Annotated in this window: 21 protein-coding genes; 7 read left to right on the top strand and 14 right to left on the bottom strand. The window is 44.4% G+C overall.

Annotated elements, in window-relative coordinates:
* Positions 1-57: 57 nt before the first annotated feature.
* From QFZ81_RS10705 to fucU, 5 genes are all read right to left on the bottom strand, one after another.
* On the bottom strand, positions 58-1,380 hold the full coding sequence (locus QFZ81_RS10705; RefSeq protein WP_307602699.1) for a response regulator: 1,323 nt from the start codon (positions 1,378-1,380) through the stop codon (positions 58-60).
* Positions 1,381-1,821: 441 nt separating this feature from the next.
* Complete coding sequence (locus QFZ81_RS10700) at positions 1,822-2,481, bottom strand: class II aldolase/adducin family protein (protein ID WP_307444675.1); 660 nt, start codon at positions 2,479-2,481, stop codon at positions 1,822-1,824.
* Between the two features lie 7 nt (positions 2,482-2,488).
* Entirely contained in the window at positions 2,489-3,967 is a 1,479-nt protein-coding gene (locus QFZ81_RS10695; protein WP_307606874.1) for a rhamnulokinase, read from the bottom strand.
* A gap of 50 nt (positions 3,968-4,017) precedes the next feature.
* On the bottom strand, positions 4,018-5,808 hold the full coding sequence (locus QFZ81_RS10690; protein ID WP_307602696.1) for an L-fucose isomerase: 1,791 nt from the start codon (positions 5,806-5,808) through the stop codon (positions 4,018-4,020).
* Positions 5,809-5,895: 87 nt separating this feature from the next.
* Complete coding sequence (gene fucU, locus QFZ81_RS10685; RefSeq protein ID WP_307444677.1) at positions 5,896-6,321, bottom strand: L-fucose mutarotase; 426 nt, start codon at positions 6,319-6,321, stop codon at positions 5,896-5,898.
* Positions 6,322-6,443: 122 nt separating this feature from the next.
* Here fucU and QFZ81_RS10680 point away from each other — a divergent pair, with 122 nt between their 5' ends.
* Together QFZ81_RS10680 and QFZ81_RS10675 are read left to right on the top strand one after the other, a co-directional pair.
* Positions 6,444-7,451 carry a LacI family DNA-binding transcriptional regulator gene (locus QFZ81_RS10680; protein ID WP_307602694.1) on the top strand — a complete coding sequence of 336 codons (1,008 nt, stop codon included), beginning with the start codon at positions 6,444-6,446 and terminating at the stop codon, positions 7,449-7,451.
* Positions 7,452-7,583: 132 nt separating this feature from the next.
* Positions 7,584-7,895, top strand: a complete 312-nt coding sequence (locus tag QFZ81_RS10675; protein WP_307602692.1) for a hypothetical protein — start codon at positions 7,584-7,586, stop codon at positions 7,893-7,895.
* A 139-nt stretch (positions 7,896-8,034) separates the two neighbouring features.
* Here QFZ81_RS10675 and QFZ81_RS10670 read toward each other — a convergent pair whose 3' ends face one another.
* The 5 genes from QFZ81_RS10670 to QFZ81_RS10650 all read right to left on the bottom strand — a co-directional run bounded on the left by QFZ81_RS10670 (position 8,035) and on the right by QFZ81_RS10650 (position 12,381).
* A complete protein-coding gene (locus tag QFZ81_RS10670; protein ID WP_307444682.1) occupies positions 8,035-8,544 on the bottom strand; it encodes a hypothetical protein in 510 nt (169 codons plus the stop codon).
* A gap of 47 nt (positions 8,545-8,591) precedes the next feature.
* On the bottom strand, positions 8,592-9,434 hold the full coding sequence (locus QFZ81_RS10665; protein ID WP_307602690.1) for an SDR family oxidoreductase: 843 nt from the start codon (positions 9,432-9,434) through the stop codon (positions 8,592-8,594).
* A gap of 524 nt (positions 9,435-9,958) precedes the next feature.
* A complete protein-coding gene (gene tatA / locus QFZ81_RS10660; RefSeq protein WP_029193639.1) occupies positions 9,959-10,171 on the bottom strand; it encodes a twin-arginine translocase TatA/TatE family subunit in 213 nt (70 codons plus the stop codon).
* 21 nt (positions 10,172-10,192) lie between these two features.
* Complete coding sequence (locus tag QFZ81_RS10655; protein ID WP_307444685.1) at positions 10,193-10,753, bottom strand: RidA family protein; 561 nt, start codon at positions 10,751-10,753, stop codon at positions 10,193-10,195.
* A gap of 20 nt (positions 10,754-10,773) precedes the next feature.
* On the bottom strand, positions 10,774-12,381 hold the full coding sequence (locus QFZ81_RS10650; protein ID WP_307602688.1) for a flavin monoamine oxidase family protein: 1,608 nt from the start codon (positions 12,379-12,381) through the stop codon (positions 10,774-10,776).
* A gap of 218 nt (positions 12,382-12,599) precedes the next feature.
* Between QFZ81_RS10650 and QFZ81_RS10645 the strand changes: the two genes are divergently transcribed.
* The 3 genes from QFZ81_RS10645 to QFZ81_RS10635 all read left to right on the top strand — a co-directional run bounded on the left by QFZ81_RS10645 (position 12,600) and on the right by QFZ81_RS10635 (position 14,599).
* Positions 12,600-12,833, top strand: a complete 234-nt coding sequence (locus tag QFZ81_RS10645; RefSeq protein ID WP_029193642.1) for a MerR family transcriptional regulator — start codon at positions 12,600-12,602, stop codon at positions 12,831-12,833.
* Between the two features lie 38 nt (positions 12,834-12,871).
* Positions 12,872-13,630: a twin-arginine translocase subunit TatC gene (gene tatC, locus QFZ81_RS10640; RefSeq protein WP_307602686.1), complete on the top strand. Its 759-nt coding sequence runs from the start codon at positions 12,872-12,874 to the stop codon at positions 13,628-13,630.
* A gap of 81 nt (positions 13,631-13,711) precedes the next feature.
* Positions 13,712-14,599, top strand: coding sequence for a LysR family transcriptional regulator (locus QFZ81_RS10635; RefSeq protein ID WP_307444691.1), 888 nt, complete (start codon positions 13,712-13,714; stop codon positions 14,597-14,599).
* Here the strand turns inward: QFZ81_RS10635 and QFZ81_RS10630 are convergent.
* Positions 14,583-15,944 carry an APC family permease gene (locus tag QFZ81_RS10630; protein WP_307444693.1) on the bottom strand — a complete coding sequence of 454 codons (1,362 nt, stop codon included), beginning with the start codon at positions 15,942-15,944 and terminating at the stop codon, positions 14,583-14,585. The two genes, QFZ81_RS10635 and QFZ81_RS10630, sit on opposite strands and share 17 nt — an antisense overlap.
* A 335-nt stretch (positions 15,945-16,279) precedes the next feature.
* Between QFZ81_RS10630 and QFZ81_RS10625 the strand changes: the two genes are divergently transcribed.
* A complete protein-coding gene (locus tag QFZ81_RS10625) occupies positions 16,280-16,654 on the top strand; it encodes a hypothetical protein (RefSeq protein WP_307444695.1) in 375 nt (124 codons plus the stop codon).
* Positions 16,655-16,777: 123 nt separating this feature from the next.
* On the opposite strand, the gene QFZ81_RS10620 is transcribed toward QFZ81_RS10625, so the two are convergent.
* The 3 genes from QFZ81_RS10620 to QFZ81_RS10610 form a co-directional block, all read right to left on the bottom strand.
* Positions 16,778-17,590 carry a sporulation protein gene (locus tag QFZ81_RS10620; RefSeq protein WP_307602684.1) on the bottom strand — a complete coding sequence of 271 codons (813 nt, stop codon included), beginning with the start codon at positions 17,588-17,590 and terminating at the stop codon, positions 16,778-16,780.
* A gap of 605 nt (positions 17,591-18,195) precedes the next feature.
* Positions 18,196-18,342 carry a hypothetical protein gene (locus QFZ81_RS10615; protein WP_307602682.1) on the bottom strand — a complete coding sequence of 49 codons (147 nt, stop codon included), beginning with the start codon at positions 18,340-18,342 and terminating at the stop codon, positions 18,196-18,198.
* Positions 18,343-18,437: 95 nt separating this feature from the next.
* The gene (locus QFZ81_RS10610; RefSeq protein WP_307602680.1) at positions 18,438-19,607 is read right to left on the bottom strand and encodes an iron-containing alcohol dehydrogenase; all 1,170 of its coding nucleotides are present in this window, start codon (positions 19,605-19,607) and stop codon (positions 18,438-18,440) included.
* Between the two features lie 104 nt (positions 19,608-19,711).
* Here QFZ81_RS10610 and QFZ81_RS10605 point away from each other — a divergent pair, with 104 nt between their 5' ends.
* Positions 19,712-20,050, top strand: a complete 339-nt coding sequence (locus tag QFZ81_RS10605) for a L,D-transpeptidase (protein WP_307444700.1) — start codon at positions 19,712-19,714, stop codon at positions 20,048-20,050.
* The last annotated feature ends 39 nt before the right edge of the window (positions 20,051-20,089 follow it).

The raw sequence follows: 20,089 nt of genomic DNA, 5'->3' as shown, positions 1-20,089 counted from the left end.
TATAAAGGGAACAGCCAGGAGCGACGATGTGTCCTGTTACGCTAATCATGTCGCATGTTACGGACCCGTATGTTTTAACTCCGAAATATTCAACCCGAAATGTTTTTTAAAAATTTTACTAAAATGCTCTGGTGATTCGTAACCGATTTCCTCCGAAATTTCGTACCTGCGTTTGTCCGTGGTCAGAATCAATTGCTTCCCTTTTTCCATACGAAGCTTGGTCACATAGTCCCAAATGTTAACTCCCATCACTTTTTTAAACAAATAACTCAAATAATTAGGGCTTAAATGCACAGCATCGGCGATATCTTGAAGCTTCAGGCCTTTATCACAGAAGTGTCCTTCAATATAGGTTTTTGTCTCATAAACAATTCGGTTATTAGCCTCGTCAACCTGCGTGTTTGTTAAATTCTGCTCGTTCGTCGTTTTGCCGATATCCTCAATGTAGAACATGTGATGCCCTTTGTGTGTTTCGCTCCAAGCCAAGCTCTCCAGTGCTTCTTGATAGATAACAGGCAGCTGTGTGATACCCTCCCGAATGCGGCTGATCCCAATCTGACATTTGACATTGACGTATTTCTGCAAATTCGCGTGAATCATCTGGGCGACCATCAACAATTGATTAATGCTCTGAGAACCCCTAATCTCCTCTTCAGGAATTTGCAGCAGCAAGGAGAAAGTAGAATTATGCGTATTAAAAACAAGATGACACCACTGATTCGCGGTCTCCTCAATAATATTCAAAGCGGCGTACTTCAGAAGACTACGGTCCTTCAGCGTCGATATTTCCTGATCATGAATGCCGCCTCGATCTAGGGATAATTTGATCACTAACATGCTGTAATGCGTACCCCTCATTCGGGTTCCAAGCTTCTCCATAATGGCAGGTACCTCGGACTCATGGACCGTTCCGGTGACAAGCTCATTCAAGTAATAATTCATCTCGAGCGACGTATGCTCTGACAGGGTTCGGCTGCTCTCCCAATTCGAGAAATGCCGCTGCTTCTCTTCCTTCTCTCCCAGCAACTTAGCTGCTACCGAAATGAGATGAGGCGGCGTTATCGGCTTGACCAAATATTCCTTGGCTCCGAAACGGATCGCCTTCTGTGCGTACTCAAACTCGCCATGGGCGGATAAAATGACGATTGGAATCGTAGGATCTTCCATGAATATATTTTCAATTAATTCAATACCGTTCATCTTTTCCATCTGTATATCCGTAAAAACAAGATCGATTTTCTCCAAATGTATAAAATCCAACGCTTCAAAACCGTTATATGCGATAAACACCTCAGCGATGTCCAGATTCGACTGTTTCAATATGGTAGCCACGCCTTTACAAATCATCGGCTCATCATCTACAACCAAAATATTAACCATGCGGCCACCTCACTGTCCTTATGCATCAATACCATTTTATTGTACAACAAATGGCATTAACATGTGTTTTATTACGGTTATTGTGTCTTATGTTCCGAATTGTGAGGATAAACAATTTAAACAGCCTGAAACTGGATGTTATGAACTAAATCTTGCTAGGCACCAGAGGGTGTAGCTCCAAGGTTACAGACATTGTTGTATTTCGTACAATATTTGGTAAGCTAATCCGAGTTTTTCTTCATGATTGTTGCAGAAAATACAACATTTTCGCCCAAAAGTAGCTCTTTAGAAGGAAATAACTGAATTGTTGTACAACATACAACAAAAACAACTTATTGAGAAGAAACTAACGAAATTGTTGTACCCTGTACAACTTTCGTTAATCAAACAAAAAAACCGCCCCCATCGATTGCGATGAGAACGGCCATACCTGATAATCCATTATTTCATTTGCTGTAATAAATTCACGCGGTAAGCTTCACTTTCTAAGCCTTGAATTTCTTTGTACTCTTCCTCAGTCAGCCTTCTCGGTTGACCTACGGACTTCGCAATGAGGTAAATCTTCGCGCTTTCTTCCATAACTTCCGTGCGGTAGTAGGCTTCACGCAAATTTTTACCCGTTGTGACGAGTCCATGATTGTTTAGCAAAATCGAGCTATAACGGTCAGCCTTCTCAGCCACTAGGTTGGCTAATTTATCCGTTGTTGGAACGACATAGGGAACGAAAGCTACGTCGCCGACAAGCGCGGCTTGGTCCGGAAACAGCATCGGAAGCTCATTATCTACGAGTGTTAATGCGATGCAATAAGCCGGATGCGTATGCACAATCGCCTTCATGATGGGATTCACGCGATAACAAAATAAATGCATAAGCACTTCGGAGGAAGGACGGTAGGTCGAGTCGAGAATGTTCCCCGTCGGGATATCGACCGGCACCCATTGCACAGGCTCAATATCTTCTAGTGCGAAACCGCTTGGAGAAAGGTACATCGTATCTTCAAATCTTGCACTAATATTCCCACCAGGACCTACAACAAGGCCTTTGGCTACACTTTTACGGGCATATTTCGTCAATTCTTCTCTTGTTTGCTGCTCGGACATCTAACCTTCAACTCCTTACTGATTTCTTAGCAATCACTTGCAAATAGGTTTGGTAAGCATCCTGCCATTTAGCTTCATCCTGGGATTCATACCGATCAGGCGGGAAGGAGTCCATGACGACTTGGCGGATCTGATCCAACGATTGGACCTCGCCGTGCGCTTTGACCTGCATCATAATATTGCCGATCGCCGTCGCTTCCACAGGACCAGCAATGACCGGTCTCCCTGTGGCGTTCGCCGTCAATTGGCAGAGCAGCCGATTTTGAATTCCTCCGCCTACCATATGAATGGTTGAAAGCTTTCTTGCAAGAAGCTGTTCAATTTCATCTAACGTTTGCTTGAATTTCATAACCAGACTATCCACTACGCAGCGGATAAGCTCAGCTTTGGTTTGTGGTACGGTTTGGCCTGTTTCCACACAATAAAGGCGAATTCGTTCCGGCATATTTCCTGGAGCAAGAAACACAGGATCCTGCGGATCCACGTAACTTTGGAGCCCTGGCTCCAACTTCGCCATCTCTTGCATGTGAGCAAAGCTTATGGAATCTCCTTCGAGCTCCCATTGCCTTTTGCATGCTTGAAGGAGCCATAGTCCCATGATATTCTTCAGCATGCGAATCTTCTTTTCAGCGCCGCCCTCGTTTGTGAATCCCCAGCGAAGACTGTCTTCCGTCATGATGGGTTGATCGATTTCAACGCCCATTAAGGACCAGGTTCCACAAGAGATGAACGCATAGTCACCTTCGAGTGAAGGAATCGAAACGACCGCAGAAGCCGTATCATGTGAAGCTGCAGCCACAATTGGCATCGCGCCAACCTGCAGTTCCTCGGCTATTTCTTTGCGCAGAGTTCCTTCTTTCGTTCCGGGCATCACGATGTCTGTAAAGAGTCCAGACGGGATTCCAACTTTCTGCAAAAGTAAACGATCCCAGTCTCTCGCCACCGGATCCAGAAGCCCTGTTGTACTGGCGATCGTGTACTCCGTGGAACGAATCCCAGACAAATAGAAACGGAATAAGTCTGGCATGAGCAAGAGACGAACATCATCAGGCAGTGATAAACCTTGTTCTCTGCTCTCGGCATAAAGCTGAAAAATCGTATTAAAAGATAGCGGCTGAATACCTGAATGGCTGTATAATTCACGCTCCGTCGTTTGCTGCAGCAATTCGCTCATCGCTACTGCATTCCGCGCTTCCCTATAATGATAAGGATTGCCAAGCAGCTTGCCTTTGCCGTCAACAAAACCGTAGTCCACACCCCATGTATCAACTGCAATGGAAGCTGGACTACTAGGAGCATGCTGCTTATAAGCATGGATTCCTTCTTTTAACTCATGAAAAAGTCGCAAAAAGTCCCAGTACAAACTGCCGCCAAGCTCAACAGGATCATTTGAGAAGCGATGAATGTCCTCTACGGAAAGTGTTGAACCACTCCAACGCCCCAAAATGGTTCTGCCGCTGCTAGCTCCGAAATCTACGGCTAGCATATTCAAATGGTTAGTCCCCACCAGAGTCACCTCAATTCGTGCAATTGCTACTATTTATATAAGGGCCCGAAGCTGCTGCAAGCTCTGAAATCAGCGCCTTCTGGATCCGATGTTCCGAAATTACTCCAAACCCGTGGACGGAAAATGTGCTCCTTCGCTACGTTGTGCATAGACACAGGAATTCTTAGAATAGCAGCAAGTGTGATTAAGTCAGCACCGATATGACCATAGCTGATCGATCCATGATTGGAGCCCCAGTTATCCATAACCGAATAAACATCGGTAAATGATCCTTCACCTGTTAAAATAGGAGCAAACCAAGTCGTCGGCCACGTTGAATCTGTGCGATCATCCAGCTGTTGATGCACATTCTCAGGCAGATCAACAGAGTAGCCTTCTGCTAACTGAAGCACGGGACCTAAGCCTCTTACTAAGTTGATGCGAGACATCGTTACCGGCATACCGCCTTTTGTAAGGAAATCGGTGGAATAGCCGCCTCCGCGGAAATATTCAACGGATGCAGGACGCCAAGAAGTTGCCTCTAGACACTTAGTCACTTCTTCATCCGTGATTTCCCAGTAAGGCTTCAAAACAGGTTTGCCATTGCGGCTTTGTTCCCCTGTGCCATCTAGTGCTGCTGGTCCAGAGTTAATCAAGTGAAGAATTCCGTCTTTGGCTGCACCGCTTAAAGTGTGTCCTGTTACGCGTTTCACCGCATCTGGGCTCCAGTACGTTCTTACATCGGCGAAAATTTGCGCTGTATTCGTCAACAGATTACCGAATAACATGGCAACACCATTCAGACTATCGTTCTCTGTGGCAACCAAATAAGGTGCGCGTTTGCCATTCCAGTCAAAGGAAGTGTTCAGGATGGCTTCCATGAAATCACCGTTCGGGAAGTGATCTGTCCAATGACGCTGTCCTTGGAAACCAGAGAGAATCGCATTGTGGCCAAGCGCTTCTTCCCCGAACTCGATGTCAGCCAGACGCGGGTTGCCTACCATTAAGTCCCTGACAATCAAGGACATTTTCACAACGGTTTCCCAATCTTGATCTTTCTTTTCACGGCTCGTTTGAATCTCAGGAGGATTCTTATCTGGGCCTTCTGTACAGTTCTCTTTTACCCAGTTCAGTGCCAATTGGTATTCTTCAGGATCGAAAATCTCTTCGTCAATACGACGCACTAATTCGGACATATCGACATATTCGTTACGCATGCCCAGGTAATTCTGGAACAGCTCCTCATTTACGATTGATCCAGCAATCCCCATAGATACAGAGCCGATAGAGAGGTATGATTTCCCTTTCATGTAAGCGGCAGCAAGCCCTGCCTTAGCAAAACGAATCAGCTTCTCATGAACGTCTTGCGGAATGTCTGTTGTACCTGCATCTTGAACATCTTTGCCGTAAATACCGAAGGCTGGAATGCCTTTCTGTGCATGACCCGATAAGACAGCGGCCAAGTAAACCGCGCCTGGACGCTCCGTACCGTTAAAGCCCCAAATGGCTTTCGGTGTGGATGGGTCCATATCCATCGTTTCCGTTCCGTAACACCAACAAGGAGTAACAGTGATGGATACGCCTACACCGGATTTCGTGAATTTATCTGCTGCAGCAGCAGCCTCGGCTACACCTCCGATGCAGGTGTCAGCAATCACACACTCTACAGGCTCGCCGTTTGGATATTTCAGAGTTTCGCTTAGCAAAGCTGCTACAGCTTTGGCCATGTTCATCGTTTGATCTTCAAGTGATTCACGAACACCTTTTCTTCTGCCATCAATCGTTGGTCGTATCCCAATCTTCGGGAATTCCTGGTTCCACCTGTAATCACTGTTTGCCATTTTAAATTCATCCTCCTCATTGTGAATGGGATTAATATAAATTACGCCTTCAAACGGGTATGACTTTAGAGTTATCGATAATCCAAATCACTCACTAATGACACCTTTTTTTAAAATAATATTGGCGTATAAAGCTTTCTCACTCGTTGCCACGATCGCGTAGGCTTTCTTCGCTCGCTCATAAAACGGGAATCGATCTACATACTCAATTCGTGGCGGCGTGTGCTTACGAATGATTCCTTCGTATGTAGTCCATATCGGTGTTTCAACCGCATCTCCTGGAACTACCGCCATAAGAGCAATAGGATGTTCACTGTAAGAATCCAGTGGAAATAACGATAAAACCGCTTCCAATAATTCCGTTACACCATGGCCATCGCTGCGCAGCAAACGATTCGTATGACTGGCAGCAGGGAAATTGCCATCTGCTAGAATAATTTCATCCCCATGCCCCATTTCCATCAGCACCTTCAAAAGCTCCGGCGACAAGATGGAAGGAATACCTTTAAGCATATTAAAACCTCCTCAAAATACGAGTGTTACCGATAACTCAAAATTATCAATTTTAAGCCTTGCTGTCAATCCTTAATTTCTATACAATAGACGAATAGGATGAGATGAAAAGGTGACTCAACGTGATTACAATTTATGATATCGCTGAAAAAGCCGGTGTTTCGGCAATGACCGTTTCACGGGTTATCAATAATACAGGTCGTATCAGCGAAGCAACGCGCAAACGGGTAAAGAAAGTAATGGAAGATCTCCACTATATTCCGAACTCGATGGCACGCAGTCTGGTACTTCAGAAGACCAAAATTCTTTCCCTGCTCATTACGGATATTACGAATCCGTTCTATACTACGCTTGCACGCGGCGCAGAGGATGCAGCTAAACGGGCTGGATATCGACTGCTTTTTGCGAATAGCGATGAGGATTATTCGAAAGAGAAAGACTACGTTGATATGATTCTATCAACCCGTGTGGATGGCGTTCTATTCGCCCCAACGGGAGATCATTCTGTCGAGAATCTTGGTCAACTGCAAAAGCATAATATTCCCTTCGTTGTTTTAGACCGTGAAATTCCGGGAATTGAGGCGGATGTGGTACTCGGGGACAGCAAGGAAGGCGCGAGAAAGCTTGTTGAGCATTTAATTGGTCTTGGGCATCGCCGAATCGCTTTGATTAACGGTTCACAGGATGTCTCTACAGCCCGTTTGCGTTATACCGGGTATTGCGAGGCGCATTTGCTTAGCGGATTACCCATAGATGACTCGCTCGTCGCACATCTAAACTATCGTGATTTCCATGATGAATCCGCGTTAGATGAACTACTCAATCTTGCAGATCCACCGACAGCTATCTTCGCGGCTAACAACATGCTCGCCGTCGGCGTCATTCAATCATTGAGACAGCGCGGCTTGCAGGTGCCAGATGATCTATCGGTCGTCTGTTTTGACGATTTCGGCCCAGCAGGTGCGATTAACCCATTTCTAACCCTGGCTTCACAGCCTGCCTATCAATTCGGCTTATTAGGCATGCAGCTGTTAATCGAACGCATTGAAGGTGAAGCCGTTCATGAGAATCGGAAGATCATTCTGCCTTCGGAGATGATTATCCGAGCTTCCACACAGGCGTTGAAATGATGGCTGAGATGGCGGTTAACAGGAGAGCCTAAGTAGTTTCTACAACATTCGTTAGACAGATAAGCCCGCCCCCATTAAGCCCATTCTATTAAAAAGATGAGAAAGCACCCTATGAACCTTTAGGAGATTATAATGAACCCAACCGTAGAACTAGCCTTACAAACAACGCTAAAAAACTGGAATGCCATGTCGGCATCACGTGGTGATGAGCAGGAAGCTGTCGCCGATCAATTCCAATCATCTTTTTATTTATTTATCGATGCAGTCCGCGAATGGGTTTATCAGTTAGAACCGCGACCTCAAACCATCGATGAGTTATTAGACTTGGATATGATGCAGGAAATCCTAGATGTACTTCCAGCTCCGCTTCATTTAAACTTCGAGACGGAAGTTGAGCTTATCATGGATAATGTGGTTAGAATCGACGATGATAAATATGATTAAGATTTCCCACAATTACGAATCATCACTGCTCTAACAAGTCTAATCTCAAGTTGGCACATTACGCCCAAGTAGCAAAAAAAGCCCAATGTCGAATTGGGCTTTTTCATCATTTATAAGCTTCACGTCGTGCTATCCGCACTTAAACCGTTTTATCCACAAAGGTAATCTGGTTCTGCTCAGCAAATTTTTTCAATCTAGCAGCCATGGCAGCTACGTCGAATCGATTCAGAGATTTGTTGTACACCCAACGAGGTGACTTCCCATTTAGGTCAATGACCACCTGACCAGGGGAGTATACGATTTCTTTAATTTTATCGGCATTAAGTACAAGCTCTCTGGCAAACCCTCTCTTCGAGATGCTCGTCTTACTAACCTTTAAATACGGACGGCGAATAAAATAAACGAACAGTCCAACCGCCATGTAACTGAGTGTCGTATACCAGTACATCTTGTCCCCGTCTGTTTTGGTCAAAGTAACCAATAATAAGATGGAAATTAGAACAAAAAATAAAGCTAACATAATGCTTCTACCCTTGAATACTTCCGATCGATCCGGATCTGAAGAAATCGGAGCAATCCCCTGTTTGGAGCGATTCTTATTTACTGTTTTTGTATTTTTACTTACCATTCTTTCCCACTTACGTGACATTCATTTCACTCCTTGGTTTATTCGTACTTACACAAGTACATCCTTCTTCATTTCAATAATCGATTCAAAACACCTTCATACCATCTCCATGGCAAAAGACTTTTCGCCCAGAGCCCCGCCCTCACACCGCGTCCCATTGGATAACGGAGCTTTGACCGCGGGTTGTCTACAATTCGTGCAATTTGGCCTGCTACTTCCTGCGGATCGGGTGCTGTCGCTGATACCTTCCTCGAGTAGTCAAGCATTTTGCTAAGCCGTTTCCAATAAGGAGACGCTTCCGTGGTATGGATCGCCTCGAAGCCTTTACGCCAAATCTCTGTCTTATAGGCACCTGGTTCTACAAGCACGACACGCACACCCAGGGGCATCATCTCTAAACGAAGCGATTCGCTGAAGCCCTCTATGGCAAACTTCGAAGTGCTATATGGGGCATAGCCAGGAAAGGCGGATAACCCGCTCACACTGCTTACATTAACAATACAACCAGATTGCTGTGCGCGCATGTGCGGCAGGATGGCCCTCGTTGTTGCAATGACTCCGAATACATTCGTTTCCAGCTGAGATCTCCACGCTTCCAACGGTACATCTTCCACATACCCCCCGACAGCAAAGCCGGCATTGTTAATGAGAACATCGATTCTGCCATACTTGTCCATAATATCAGAAACGACTTGCTCAATCGAGTCATGAATCGTTACGTCAAGAGCCATGGTTTCGATGGCATTTGTTACACCAGCTTTTTCGGCATGCGCGAGCAAGGCTTCGCTTTTACCAAGGTCGCGCATAGTTGTGATAACGTGATACCCCTCTTGGGCCAGAGCTATTGAAGTCAATAAGCCAAATCCGCTAGAAGCGCCAGTCACCAATGCTGTCGGCTTTGTGAAACTCATTCAGGCTGCCCCCTATATCCAACTCACATTCCTTCATAATCCCATACAAAAGGCATAATGTCGATATGTAAAAGAGGACAATTGATTCGAGCAGGAGCTAACTTCCTAGTGAATGCCCATTTATGGCTGATTTTATCCAATCACATGAAAAAAAATGAGGCTTTGCCTCAGGTCGATCTTATCGATTAGTCTTCGTGCGCGGAGGTGGAATGAACTGTTGGTTTCCTTCCAACTATCCAAAATCACATAGGGCATAACGTCTATGCACCATCTTATTTAATTACGGCAATTCCAAAATGGCAAATTAACGCATCCACGTTCCCCTCAACGCTCAAATAGTCCGCTTTATCGATAAATAACGCATCGTAGTTCCTCTTCCTTCTTTCGAAACCGTCAGACGTTGCCTAGATAAGAGACTTTCGCCCCTCCCTCCACTACTCTTGTACAAAAAGCGCAAAAAAACCTGTATCCAGATGCTCTCCTCCAAAGAGAACACTCACAGATACAGGCTGTCTGAGCTTCGTTTATACTTTCGCCTTCTCGAGCAGCTTATCGGCTGGCTCTACATGTTCGGGAACCTCTTTACCCTCGGAGACGAGCTCCCGCGCAGAGTTTTTGAACTCGTGCAGCGTGCGTCCCACGGCGCGACCAAGCTCTGGAAGCTTGGATGGACCAAACAAAACTAAGACAACAACTAAGATTAACATGAGACCAGGAAAGCCAATATTTTGCAGCATAGGATCATCAACTCCGTTTCATTAGTTTTGATTATGATGCTTCGGATATACCGCTACTGCTTCGATCTCTATAAGCCAATCAGAGCTAACGAGTCCTGCCACACCGACCGTGGAGCGAGCTGGTTTAACCGGATTCGCTTCATTGCCAAAAAATTGCGCGTAGGCATCAAACCAGCCTTGATAGTCGAATTTGCCCTCTTTGGCCGCATCTGCTGTAAGATATACACGGAGATAAGTGACGTCAGCAAGGGTTAATCCCTTTTCCTTCAATTGCTTCTCGATTTCCTTCAAAATGCCGATGCCTTGCGTTTTGGTATCGCCATAGCGCTCATAAACCGTCTTACCCTCTTTATTAAGAACAGGCGGTACCGTTCCGCTTGTGAATAAGTAGGAAGAGCCTGCAGGTACGGACACTCCGGCAGAGATCGAGGACGCCGGATTGCCATAAAACTCCACTTCATTAATTGGCTCTGATGGGTATTTACTAGATTTTTCCGTTCCTGCTGCATAAGCGCTGACACATATGAGGCATGAACCTAATGTGACGGCTGCAATGGTTTTCACTTTCTTCGTTATCATCATCGTTCATCGCTCCTCATCATCTACTCTTTCATTACACGCTCATGAATTTCTGTAACCACTTTCCTAGCAGATTCAATCGCCCCTGCCTGCCAAGCGGTAATATAGCTGATATGCTCCCCTGCCAAATAAATGCGACCATCCGGTTTACACAATGTAGGGTAATATGTTTTGCGGTCGTCCGCCGTATACGAAGCCCATCCGCCTTGATTATATTTAATCTTCTTCCAATCTACGGAGAAAGAGGCTTCGAACTCTTTATAATATTGCGGATGAATCTTCGCCCCTTGGCTTAACGCGTAGTCCTCCCTTTGGGCAGGTGTCATTTTACCAATCTTATCAGCGTTACCCCCGAAGGCATAATAGCCTAAGAGGAGTCCCTTTTTGGCAAAATAATCAGTCGGTGGGTAATAAATACTGGAAATGTCCATATTCGTCAGCGAGCTTCCGCCAAAAATAAACTCATCTTCCTCCCAGAATCGACGTTTAAACTGAAGGCCAATTTTACCAGCGGATGCGTAGTTAATTTTAGAAATAGCTGTCGACATGTCGGCAGAGAAGTCTGCCTTAATATCCTTGAGGACAGAGAGTGGAATCGTACAAATACAAAAGTCTCCGGTAGCTTCCTTGCTTGCTCCGCTATTCAAGTCCTTATACAGGATACGAACACCATCGGATGATTGCTTAATTTCCTGTACCTCTGCATGGAATTCGATTCGGTCCCCCACTCGCTTCTCAAATGCTTTAGCAATTTGGTCCATCCCGCCTACCGGATGAAACATCATCATTTGTTGATCATAGCTGTATTCACTGCTAAAAAATTGCCCAAAACCGGAATTTATGATTGCTTTTAAACTGAATGGATCTCTGCGTACGCCCGCGTCGAATTTACCGCCTGGTTCCTCGTTATACCCTGCTCTCTCCGAACCTTTATAGAACAGATCTGCGTTTAAATCCCCTTCGGTCTTCAGATAAGTGACAAGCTTAGCTTTTTCTTCTGTTGTTAAAGGGAGATCCAATGCCTTCTGATTTACCGCTTTTGCTAGCATTTCGGCGACATAGCCCCTAACATCAGCTTTCGCTTGGCGCTTTGGAATTTTCACACCCGATAACTCGCCTACATTTTCGTTATAATAGTAGCCGCTCTCGTTCACATTGTTGAAGGGTTCAATCGCGACGCCAAATTTGCGTGCATATTCCAACGTCACATGAAACTGGGGAATCCGCATCGGCCCCGCGTTGAAATACATCCCATTATCAAAGCGCGCAACCTGCTTGCTGCCTCCTAATTCCGTAACAGCTGTACCTCTGCGAACCGTCCAAGCTCTACCGCCGGAACGAGCTCTCGCTTCTAAAATTGTGCACTGATATCCTGCCATTCCCAGCTCATAGGCAGCCGTCATACCGGCTATCCCTGCGCCTAGAATGATCACTTTTTTCCCGTTACGGTTCGTTGAAGTGAGATCTCTACCTGAAGGAGGCGTGTAATCTGCCGCTTTCATCGTTTCTGGGGATAAGAGTCCCAGAGTCCCCATAACACTAAAGAGTGCGGCTGACCCTCCTATTTTGCCGACTGTAGTCAAAAATTGTCTACGTGTAATTTGATCTTCTTTGATCGGTGTCTTCTCCATGCTCCCATCTCCTCGTTCAAGTTTGGATAAACCGCACCTTAAACGTACCAGTAGGATATGTATTCGTCACTATTATGTGTAAGATTACATTACATAAATATTACTTATACCGGGATAAAAATAGATTATTTGATCAGGAATACGCATGATGATAGAGTTAACTTGTAATTTATGTCATGTAAACGTTAATTTATCTAACATTAATAGGAGGTTGGATGATGTCGATGACGAAGAAGAAAGTGATTCAAATTGGTGTGGTAAGCGAATTAACCGGGTTATCGGAAAGGCAGATCCGTTATTACGAAGATCGCAAGCTTATTTTCCCAGAAAGAAGTAAAGGAGGCGTTCGTAAATATTCATTTGAGGATATTCAGACCATCATGGAGATCCACACGAAGCTGATGGACGGCTTCCACACCGTTGAACTTAAGCGTATGCTAGCTGGATCTTAAGACAATGACAACCATACATAGCTTTGGAGGTGCCTTCCATGCCAATAAAAGAAATGATGTCTCTCGTTGAACATCTGTCTGAACTGCGAACACGTATTATTCGCGTTCTAATCGTAATTGTCCTTACGATGATTGCTGGCTTTCTCGCTGCCCCAAAACTCCTGCTCTACTTGAAGCAAACACCCCCGGCCTCCAACATGACATGGCATGTATTTTCCCCCATGGATAGTATTCGCCTCTATATGATGATTGCGTTCGTGATATCCCTTACGGTTTCTTTGCCTTTTATCCTATATCAGATCTGGGGATTCGTTAAACAAGGTCTGACGAAGGAGGAGCAGTCAGCCTCACTACGTTATATCCCTTATACGGTCCTGTGTTTCATCATCGGTTTAACTTTCGCTTACTTCGTTGTTTTCCCCATGTGTATGGCGTTCACTACCCAAATTTCCGATAACCTCGGATTAACGCCGACGTACGGCGTTGCCCAATATTTTAGTTTTATGCTGAACATTGTGCTGCCTTTGTCGATTGCCTTTGAACTTCCCATCGTCGTCATGTTTCTAACTAGACTAAAACTGCTGAATCCAAAGCTCCTGAACAAAATTCGCAGATATGCCTACATCGTGCTAGTCATCGTAGCTAGCCTTATTTCACCTCCAGATCTCATCTCACATCTGATGGTGGCCATCCCCTTATTCGCCCTATATGAAATCAGCGTCGTGCTATCACGTTTCGTCTTTAACGGACAAATGAAAGTGCTAAGCAAACTGAATGTTGAGTACGGAGCCTCTTAAAATAGGGCTTCCCTATCATTGCCTATGGTCCGCTTTTGGGATATATTTACGACATAAATCGCTTCCCAAAAAAGGAGAACTATGCGGATTGAACAACTTCTCTACATCATTGAAATCAATCAAACCGGTTCGATTTCCCTAGCTGCCGAAAAGCTTCATGTCTCTCAACCGAATATCAGCCAGGCCATTGTGAGTCTGGAAGAAGAGCTTGGGATTAAGCTTTTTAAGCGTTCGCGTTTCGGAGCCGTTCCTACGGAAGATGGGAAATTAATTATAAGTAAAGCGGAAGAAATTATTAACAAAGTAGAGGAACTTCGGGAGACGGCAGATTTTCAGTCCAATCAGCTCTCAGGGTTCCTTTCCATCGCTTCTGTGCCTAGCCTATGCTTAAGTGTATTACCCTCAACCTTGGCGATTTTCAAAGCAAAGCATGCTGGCGTAGAGCTTGAAATGTTGGAACTTGATTATCCACAAATTAAACAAGAAGTCCAAAGCGGTAAAGTAGATATTGGTCTAATCGCCGTATCTCGGAATTATGAAGAGCCGAACAAACAATTGATCACAGAGACGTTAATGGACAGCAGAGTGATGGCATGTGTGGGGAGAAACTCCCCACTGTCTCATCGCAAAAGCATCTCCTTAGAAGAACTTGTCCATCAGCCGATCCTCCTGAATTCTGAGTATCTGATTAGTAAATTAAAAAAGTATGGAGAGCCAAATATTTTATTTAAGTTAGGGAATTCAGAGGCTGCAAAACGAGTCATTGCGGAAGGCATTGCCATTGGATTTTATACGGAAATCGGTCTGAAATACGACCCCTATGTCCAAACAGGCAGCATTGTTGCGCTAGAAATCACCGGAGAGGATATGGATATTTCCTTCTGCTCCTTACGTCTAAAGAATCGTCATCAGTCCCTGCCCTGCAAAGAGTTTACAAAAGAACTGAAAATGATTATTGCAACAATTTGATATCGTGACTACTGCTCGAAACCGCGTTAGTAGCATGTTTATTTATTCGGCGTTTGCCGACAATCATTACATAAACGATGCTAGCTGCGACAAGCACTATGTTACCTATAATTAATAGAGCAGACAATCGGCTGAGAAGTAAATAACCTTGAAAGGCCAGTAAACCAACGGCTATGATGACAATGGTGTAAAGCAGGCTTGGCTTCATAGTGAAAGGTGCTTTGCGATAAAGCTCAGGGTACTTGCGTGGAAGCTGTACGGCAGAAAGTACGGGGAAAATACTCGAAAGAAGTAAGATGCCAACCCCTAACTGGGAAATCGTGGTCAACGATACTCCAGTTACAATGGGTATGACCCCAAGCAGATAGTAAAACGTGAGAAGCCAATGCGGTGTACCATACCTTCGATTAACGGCGCCGAACGATGCTGGGAGCCAACCATCGCGACATGCCGCCAGCATCCCCCTCGTCACCCAGGAAAACGTCACATTGAGTGTAGAAGCCAGAGCAAACATGGCCCCTCCTATGATAAAAAATAGGAACAATGGATTAGGCAATATCGTCCTTGCCACATCCGAAAGCGACTCGCCTGCAACTTCGGAAATCGGCAGAACTCCGGTTGCCACGATGCCAATGCCTATATAAAGCAAGGCAACTATACCACTGCTGATGAAAATTGTAAGCGGAATATCCCTTTGCGGCCGCTTCATTTCGCCTCCGAGCTCAACTACGGCATAAGCGCCTCCTGATGCAAAGGAAGTGATTCCAACCGCCGTAAGAAAACTCCCCGTTCCCTGAGGAAAAATCTCTGATGGATGAAACATCGAAAAGTCAACCTTCGAAATTCCCCATACGATGAAAACAAGAAGAGACAGCAGCTTAATCGCTACGAGCACCTTACCTAATGATGACATGAACTTGATGCCAAATAAATTAATCAAATAGAAGAAAGTCAGCACAATGAAAGCAACAAGCATAATCGGCGTACCAGGCATGATTCCCTGTAAATATTGAGCGAATGAAATGGCATACACAGCAATGGTCAAATGACCGAATGTAAACAGGATTAAATAGACAAACCCTGTATTCGGAGAGAGTAAACGACTCGTGTATGTATACATACCTCCAGTTGTAGGAAGAACTGAACCTAATACAGCAAGAGGAATCGTCATGATAAGCATAAAAATTGAGGAAAGCACGAAAGCAAGCGGTACGCCAGCCCCAGTTAAGGCAATAGCGATGCCAGTGATTGACATGATACCTGCTCCAATAATTTGTCCGAGGGCGATACCAATAGAATCTCGTAAGCCTAACACCTTCTTCAATTCCCCTTCTTCATTCACCATAATCAGCAGCGCCTCCCTCTCAACTCCACTCATACATATACAATCATCTTCTGCATAAACCAAGTATTACCTTCTTCCTAATGAAAATAGAGCTAATTATTATTTATTAAAAACAGTCATAATCGATCTTTATCCCGCATAGAGTATATAGTTGCTTATTACTGAAAGCTATATGAAAGTTTACTGAAATCCAATTTTCACACTTGAAGGGATGCTGATTTCGTATTATTACATTAGAACAAGTTCATTTTATCGAAACTCGCTGTATTAATCCGCAAGATGCCATTATCGTTCGTTTACTCACAGAGGGTATTGCCTCTCACGAAATTGTTTATTTGAAAAAGAACTCATTAGATGCCAAAAATCAATTACTTACAGTCACTGACTCTTTGGGAGCAAAGAGGCAGGTACAAATTTCGCGAACATGTGCTGAACTGTATCAAAGTGCTCTTGGGCAAACGAAATACATAGTTAACTACGGAGACCTTCCCAATAAACAACTGATAACCGATCTTCGAGATAGCGAGTATCTCATCAAGGTGGGCATGCGAGATTTTATTGCAAATCGCAGTATGATCACAGAGATGGATTCCGTTATTTTGCGAACGATATATATGAGACTTCGGCGATTAGCTGACTTTTTCTCAACTCCTGAACTCACGTATTTAACGACAGGAAAACTTGAACTTAAGCTATTAGCACACGCGTAATAGTTAGATGCGGAGGCCTTTAAGGCCTCTTTTTTACGACATTTTCGGAAACTAAAGTTGAATTGAATAGAGGCTGTCCCTCCGGTAATCATCCTACCGTTGGTGACAGCCTCTTTTTATGTATTATTCCAGCAGCTCGTCAAATATCCCCCTGAACTGATCCGCTACAGAAGAAGAACCTTCCTCCAGCTCTTCCCTGTTGAAAAAGTAGCGATGACGGGACTCATCCGTATCCAACATATCCGATAGAAATCCGCTGAAACCACGCGTTTTGCGATCGAATTCTAGGATGATCTCAACACCGTCTTCATTCGGATAGAAAATGAGTTCAAGTTCATCCACCGTGCTGCGGTACTCGCCATTTTGATAGGGAACAAATTCAAACTTTTGAATAAACGGTAAATGATAATCTCGTTGTAAATAATACTCATTCTCCGCTTGATGCAAATGAAATCCCAGTTCTTCCAGCGCTTCAAAAACAACCGCAGTATGCGGGTGTGCCCGAACTTCAATATCATCACGATCCGAGGGATCAACTGCATTATCAATGTCTAAGCATGTACGCACCCAGATCGGGCTGACACCGATTGAGATTGGCGTTTCATGCGGCAGAACGAATTGAAAAGGAATTTCAATCGTCTCATCCGGAGCAATCACGAGGTTTTCACCAAGTAACATATTTGCAACTACGACGGTTTCTTTCTGCATACGAGTTTCAGTTCGCCCATCGCGATTAGCATCTGTCTCCACAGGCTTCTTATATTCCGTCATGATTTGAAAGTAGATCTTGTCCACCTTCTGCTCCACTTTTCCGCCTTTAGCAATAACAACGCCCTCAACCAACTCTCCAGGAATAAAATCCTCCGTCTGAAACTGTGTGTCGATATCGATGTTCCCAATCCCTACGCGTGCTAAGATTTTCTTGAAAAATGCCATTTCTAGTTCCTCCAATTACATAATTGTTAATTGTCTTCCTCAAAATGCTCAGTATCTTCATACGCGGTAGGTCGATCGTCGTTTCAGAAAATTGCAGAATCTGCGCGTTTGGTTTTTTCATGCTTGTTGTCCTTCACGACTTTTCCTCATTGATAGTAAAAACCCGAGCATCCCCGAAAGGGCAATCCAAAAACAAAGCTGTTTACATTGAAAAAAATGGTGTTCGTATACTGATTGAACCATCCCCACCTATAAATAATTGAATTCGGGTTGTCGGGACCTCCATTCAGTGTATCAAGATGCCATTTTACTTCGTTGATCTCGCCTACAACACAAAAGTTAGAAGTAAGCTTATAAAAAAGATGATCAAACCTTTTTTTATCTTTGATGATAATCGCGGGATTACCATCATGAAATTGCCGCCATCTGGCTTTGGTTTAAATGTCATTAGATCTATCAAATAAAAACCTGAAGCACTAATGATCAAAAAAGTAAGTAACCAAAAATAAAAAGAACTATGTCTCATCTTTTCTCTTGTAGATATCTCAGAATCTCTTGATTATCTTTAATAATAATCCTTTTTGCTGCATGTTCGGTGGTCAATTTCATAATTTGAGAAAACGCTTCCTATCAGTCCATTGGATGGCCGCACCGTTGTCAATAATTTGCCAGTGCTGACTCGTCCAGCTGCCGTCTGACCATTGCTCGATGACGACCACATTTGCCATTGACCCGTTCTCAACTCCAACCAATTTAGAACTTTTCCAACTATTTCAAGTCAGCTTTCCACAAAAATAAGGTGAACCCCTAATCTCACGATTAGGAATCCACCTCATGAAAACAATCTTTACACTAAAGATCGAATCAAAATATCTCTGACTGTTTCCCTCGTCATCATTTTGTATTGACCCACTTTGTCCTTCATGAATGATTTATGGACTAATTCCTCTATCCTAGAATCATCGATTCCATAATCCCCTAATCGATTCGGCGCACCAAGGGAATTCCAGAAACTCCGCAGTGCGTCGATCCCTTCGAGTGCAATTTTATGATCTGTTTTATCCGATGGCTCGATACCGAAAACAGCAATCGCCAATTTCTTCATCCGTGAAGGATCTTCCTCCGCACAATGCTTCATCCAGTTCGGGAATACAATCCCAAGCCCTCCGCCATGCGGAATGTCATAAACGGCGGATAGGCCATGTTCGATCTGATGCGATGCCCAATCTCCACCATCTGTGCCGCTGGACAGCAGCCCGTTAAAGGCAGTCGTCCCCGCATACATGACCGTTGCTCTATGCTCATAGCTGTTAAGATCGGCAAGCAGCTTCGGTGCAGCTTCAATGACTGTCAATAGGACTGACTCCATGAAACGATCAATCATAGGTGTGTTTTCCGTCCGATGGAAGTACTGCTCCAGCACATGCGACATCATATCCACGATGCCATACACCGTCTGATCCATAGGTACAGAATACGTGTATGCAGGGTCTAAAATTGAGAATGCCGGATACGCAAAAGGACTGCTCCAACCACGCTTTTCGTTTTTCTCCCAATGTGTGATGACGGAAATATTATTCATTTCAGAACCTGTAGCCGCAATAGTTAATACCGTACCAAAAGGAAGCGCTTTGTAAGGCACAGCTTTCCGAGTAATGATGTCCCAAACATCTCCGTCATAATAAACTCCCACGGAAATTGCTTTGACACAATCAATCACACTGCCTCCGCCAATAGCCAAAATGAGCTCGATTTGCTTATCGCGGCAAATATTTATGCCTTTCCGTACAGTGGTGAGCCGTGGATTAGGCTCTACACCAGACATTTCAAACACTTCTGCTTGCATATGTATAAGCTGTTCCATAACAGCATCGTATACGCCATTTTTCTTAATGCTTCCGCCGCCATACACGAGCAATACTCGCTTGCCAATCGTACCAAGTTCCTGTTGCAGCTGCTCGATTTGACCATGGCCAAACCATAATCTTGTTGGATTAAACTGTAGAAATGATTGCATGTCTGTTTCTCCTTCGGTGACTGATATCCACAGCAGTATATCACATGTAAGTTTCAATATCGAAAACGTTCCTATTTACATAGAATAGCTTGAGGTGACAATCCATGCCCAATTACCGAATAATTGTTGATCTTTCTGACTTTCAATTATATCTGCTGGATGTAAATCGCGTTGTACGTGGGTTCCCAGTTGGTATTGGTAAAATGTTAACGAACACACCGACGGGTGAATTTTTCATTATCAATAAGCAACCACATCCCGGCGGCCCTTTCGGTGTCTTCTGGATGGGTTTAAGCAAACCTCATTATGGCATACACGGCACGAATAATCCTTCTTCAATAGGCAAGCGAACATCTCACGGCTGTATCCGCATGTACAACGAAGATGTGCTTGAGTTGGCCGAACTGGTGCCCATTCACACCAGAGTTACCATTCGACCTTAGCCCTTAGCCCAAAAAACCGTACATCGCACACAGAATCAT

This window comes from Paenibacillus sp. V4I9 (assembly GCF_030817295.1).
Classification (GTDB): Bacteria; Bacillota; Bacilli; order Paenibacillales; family NBRC-103111; genus Paenibacillus_E.
This window is presented reverse-complemented; position numbering and strand designations above follow the sequence as displayed.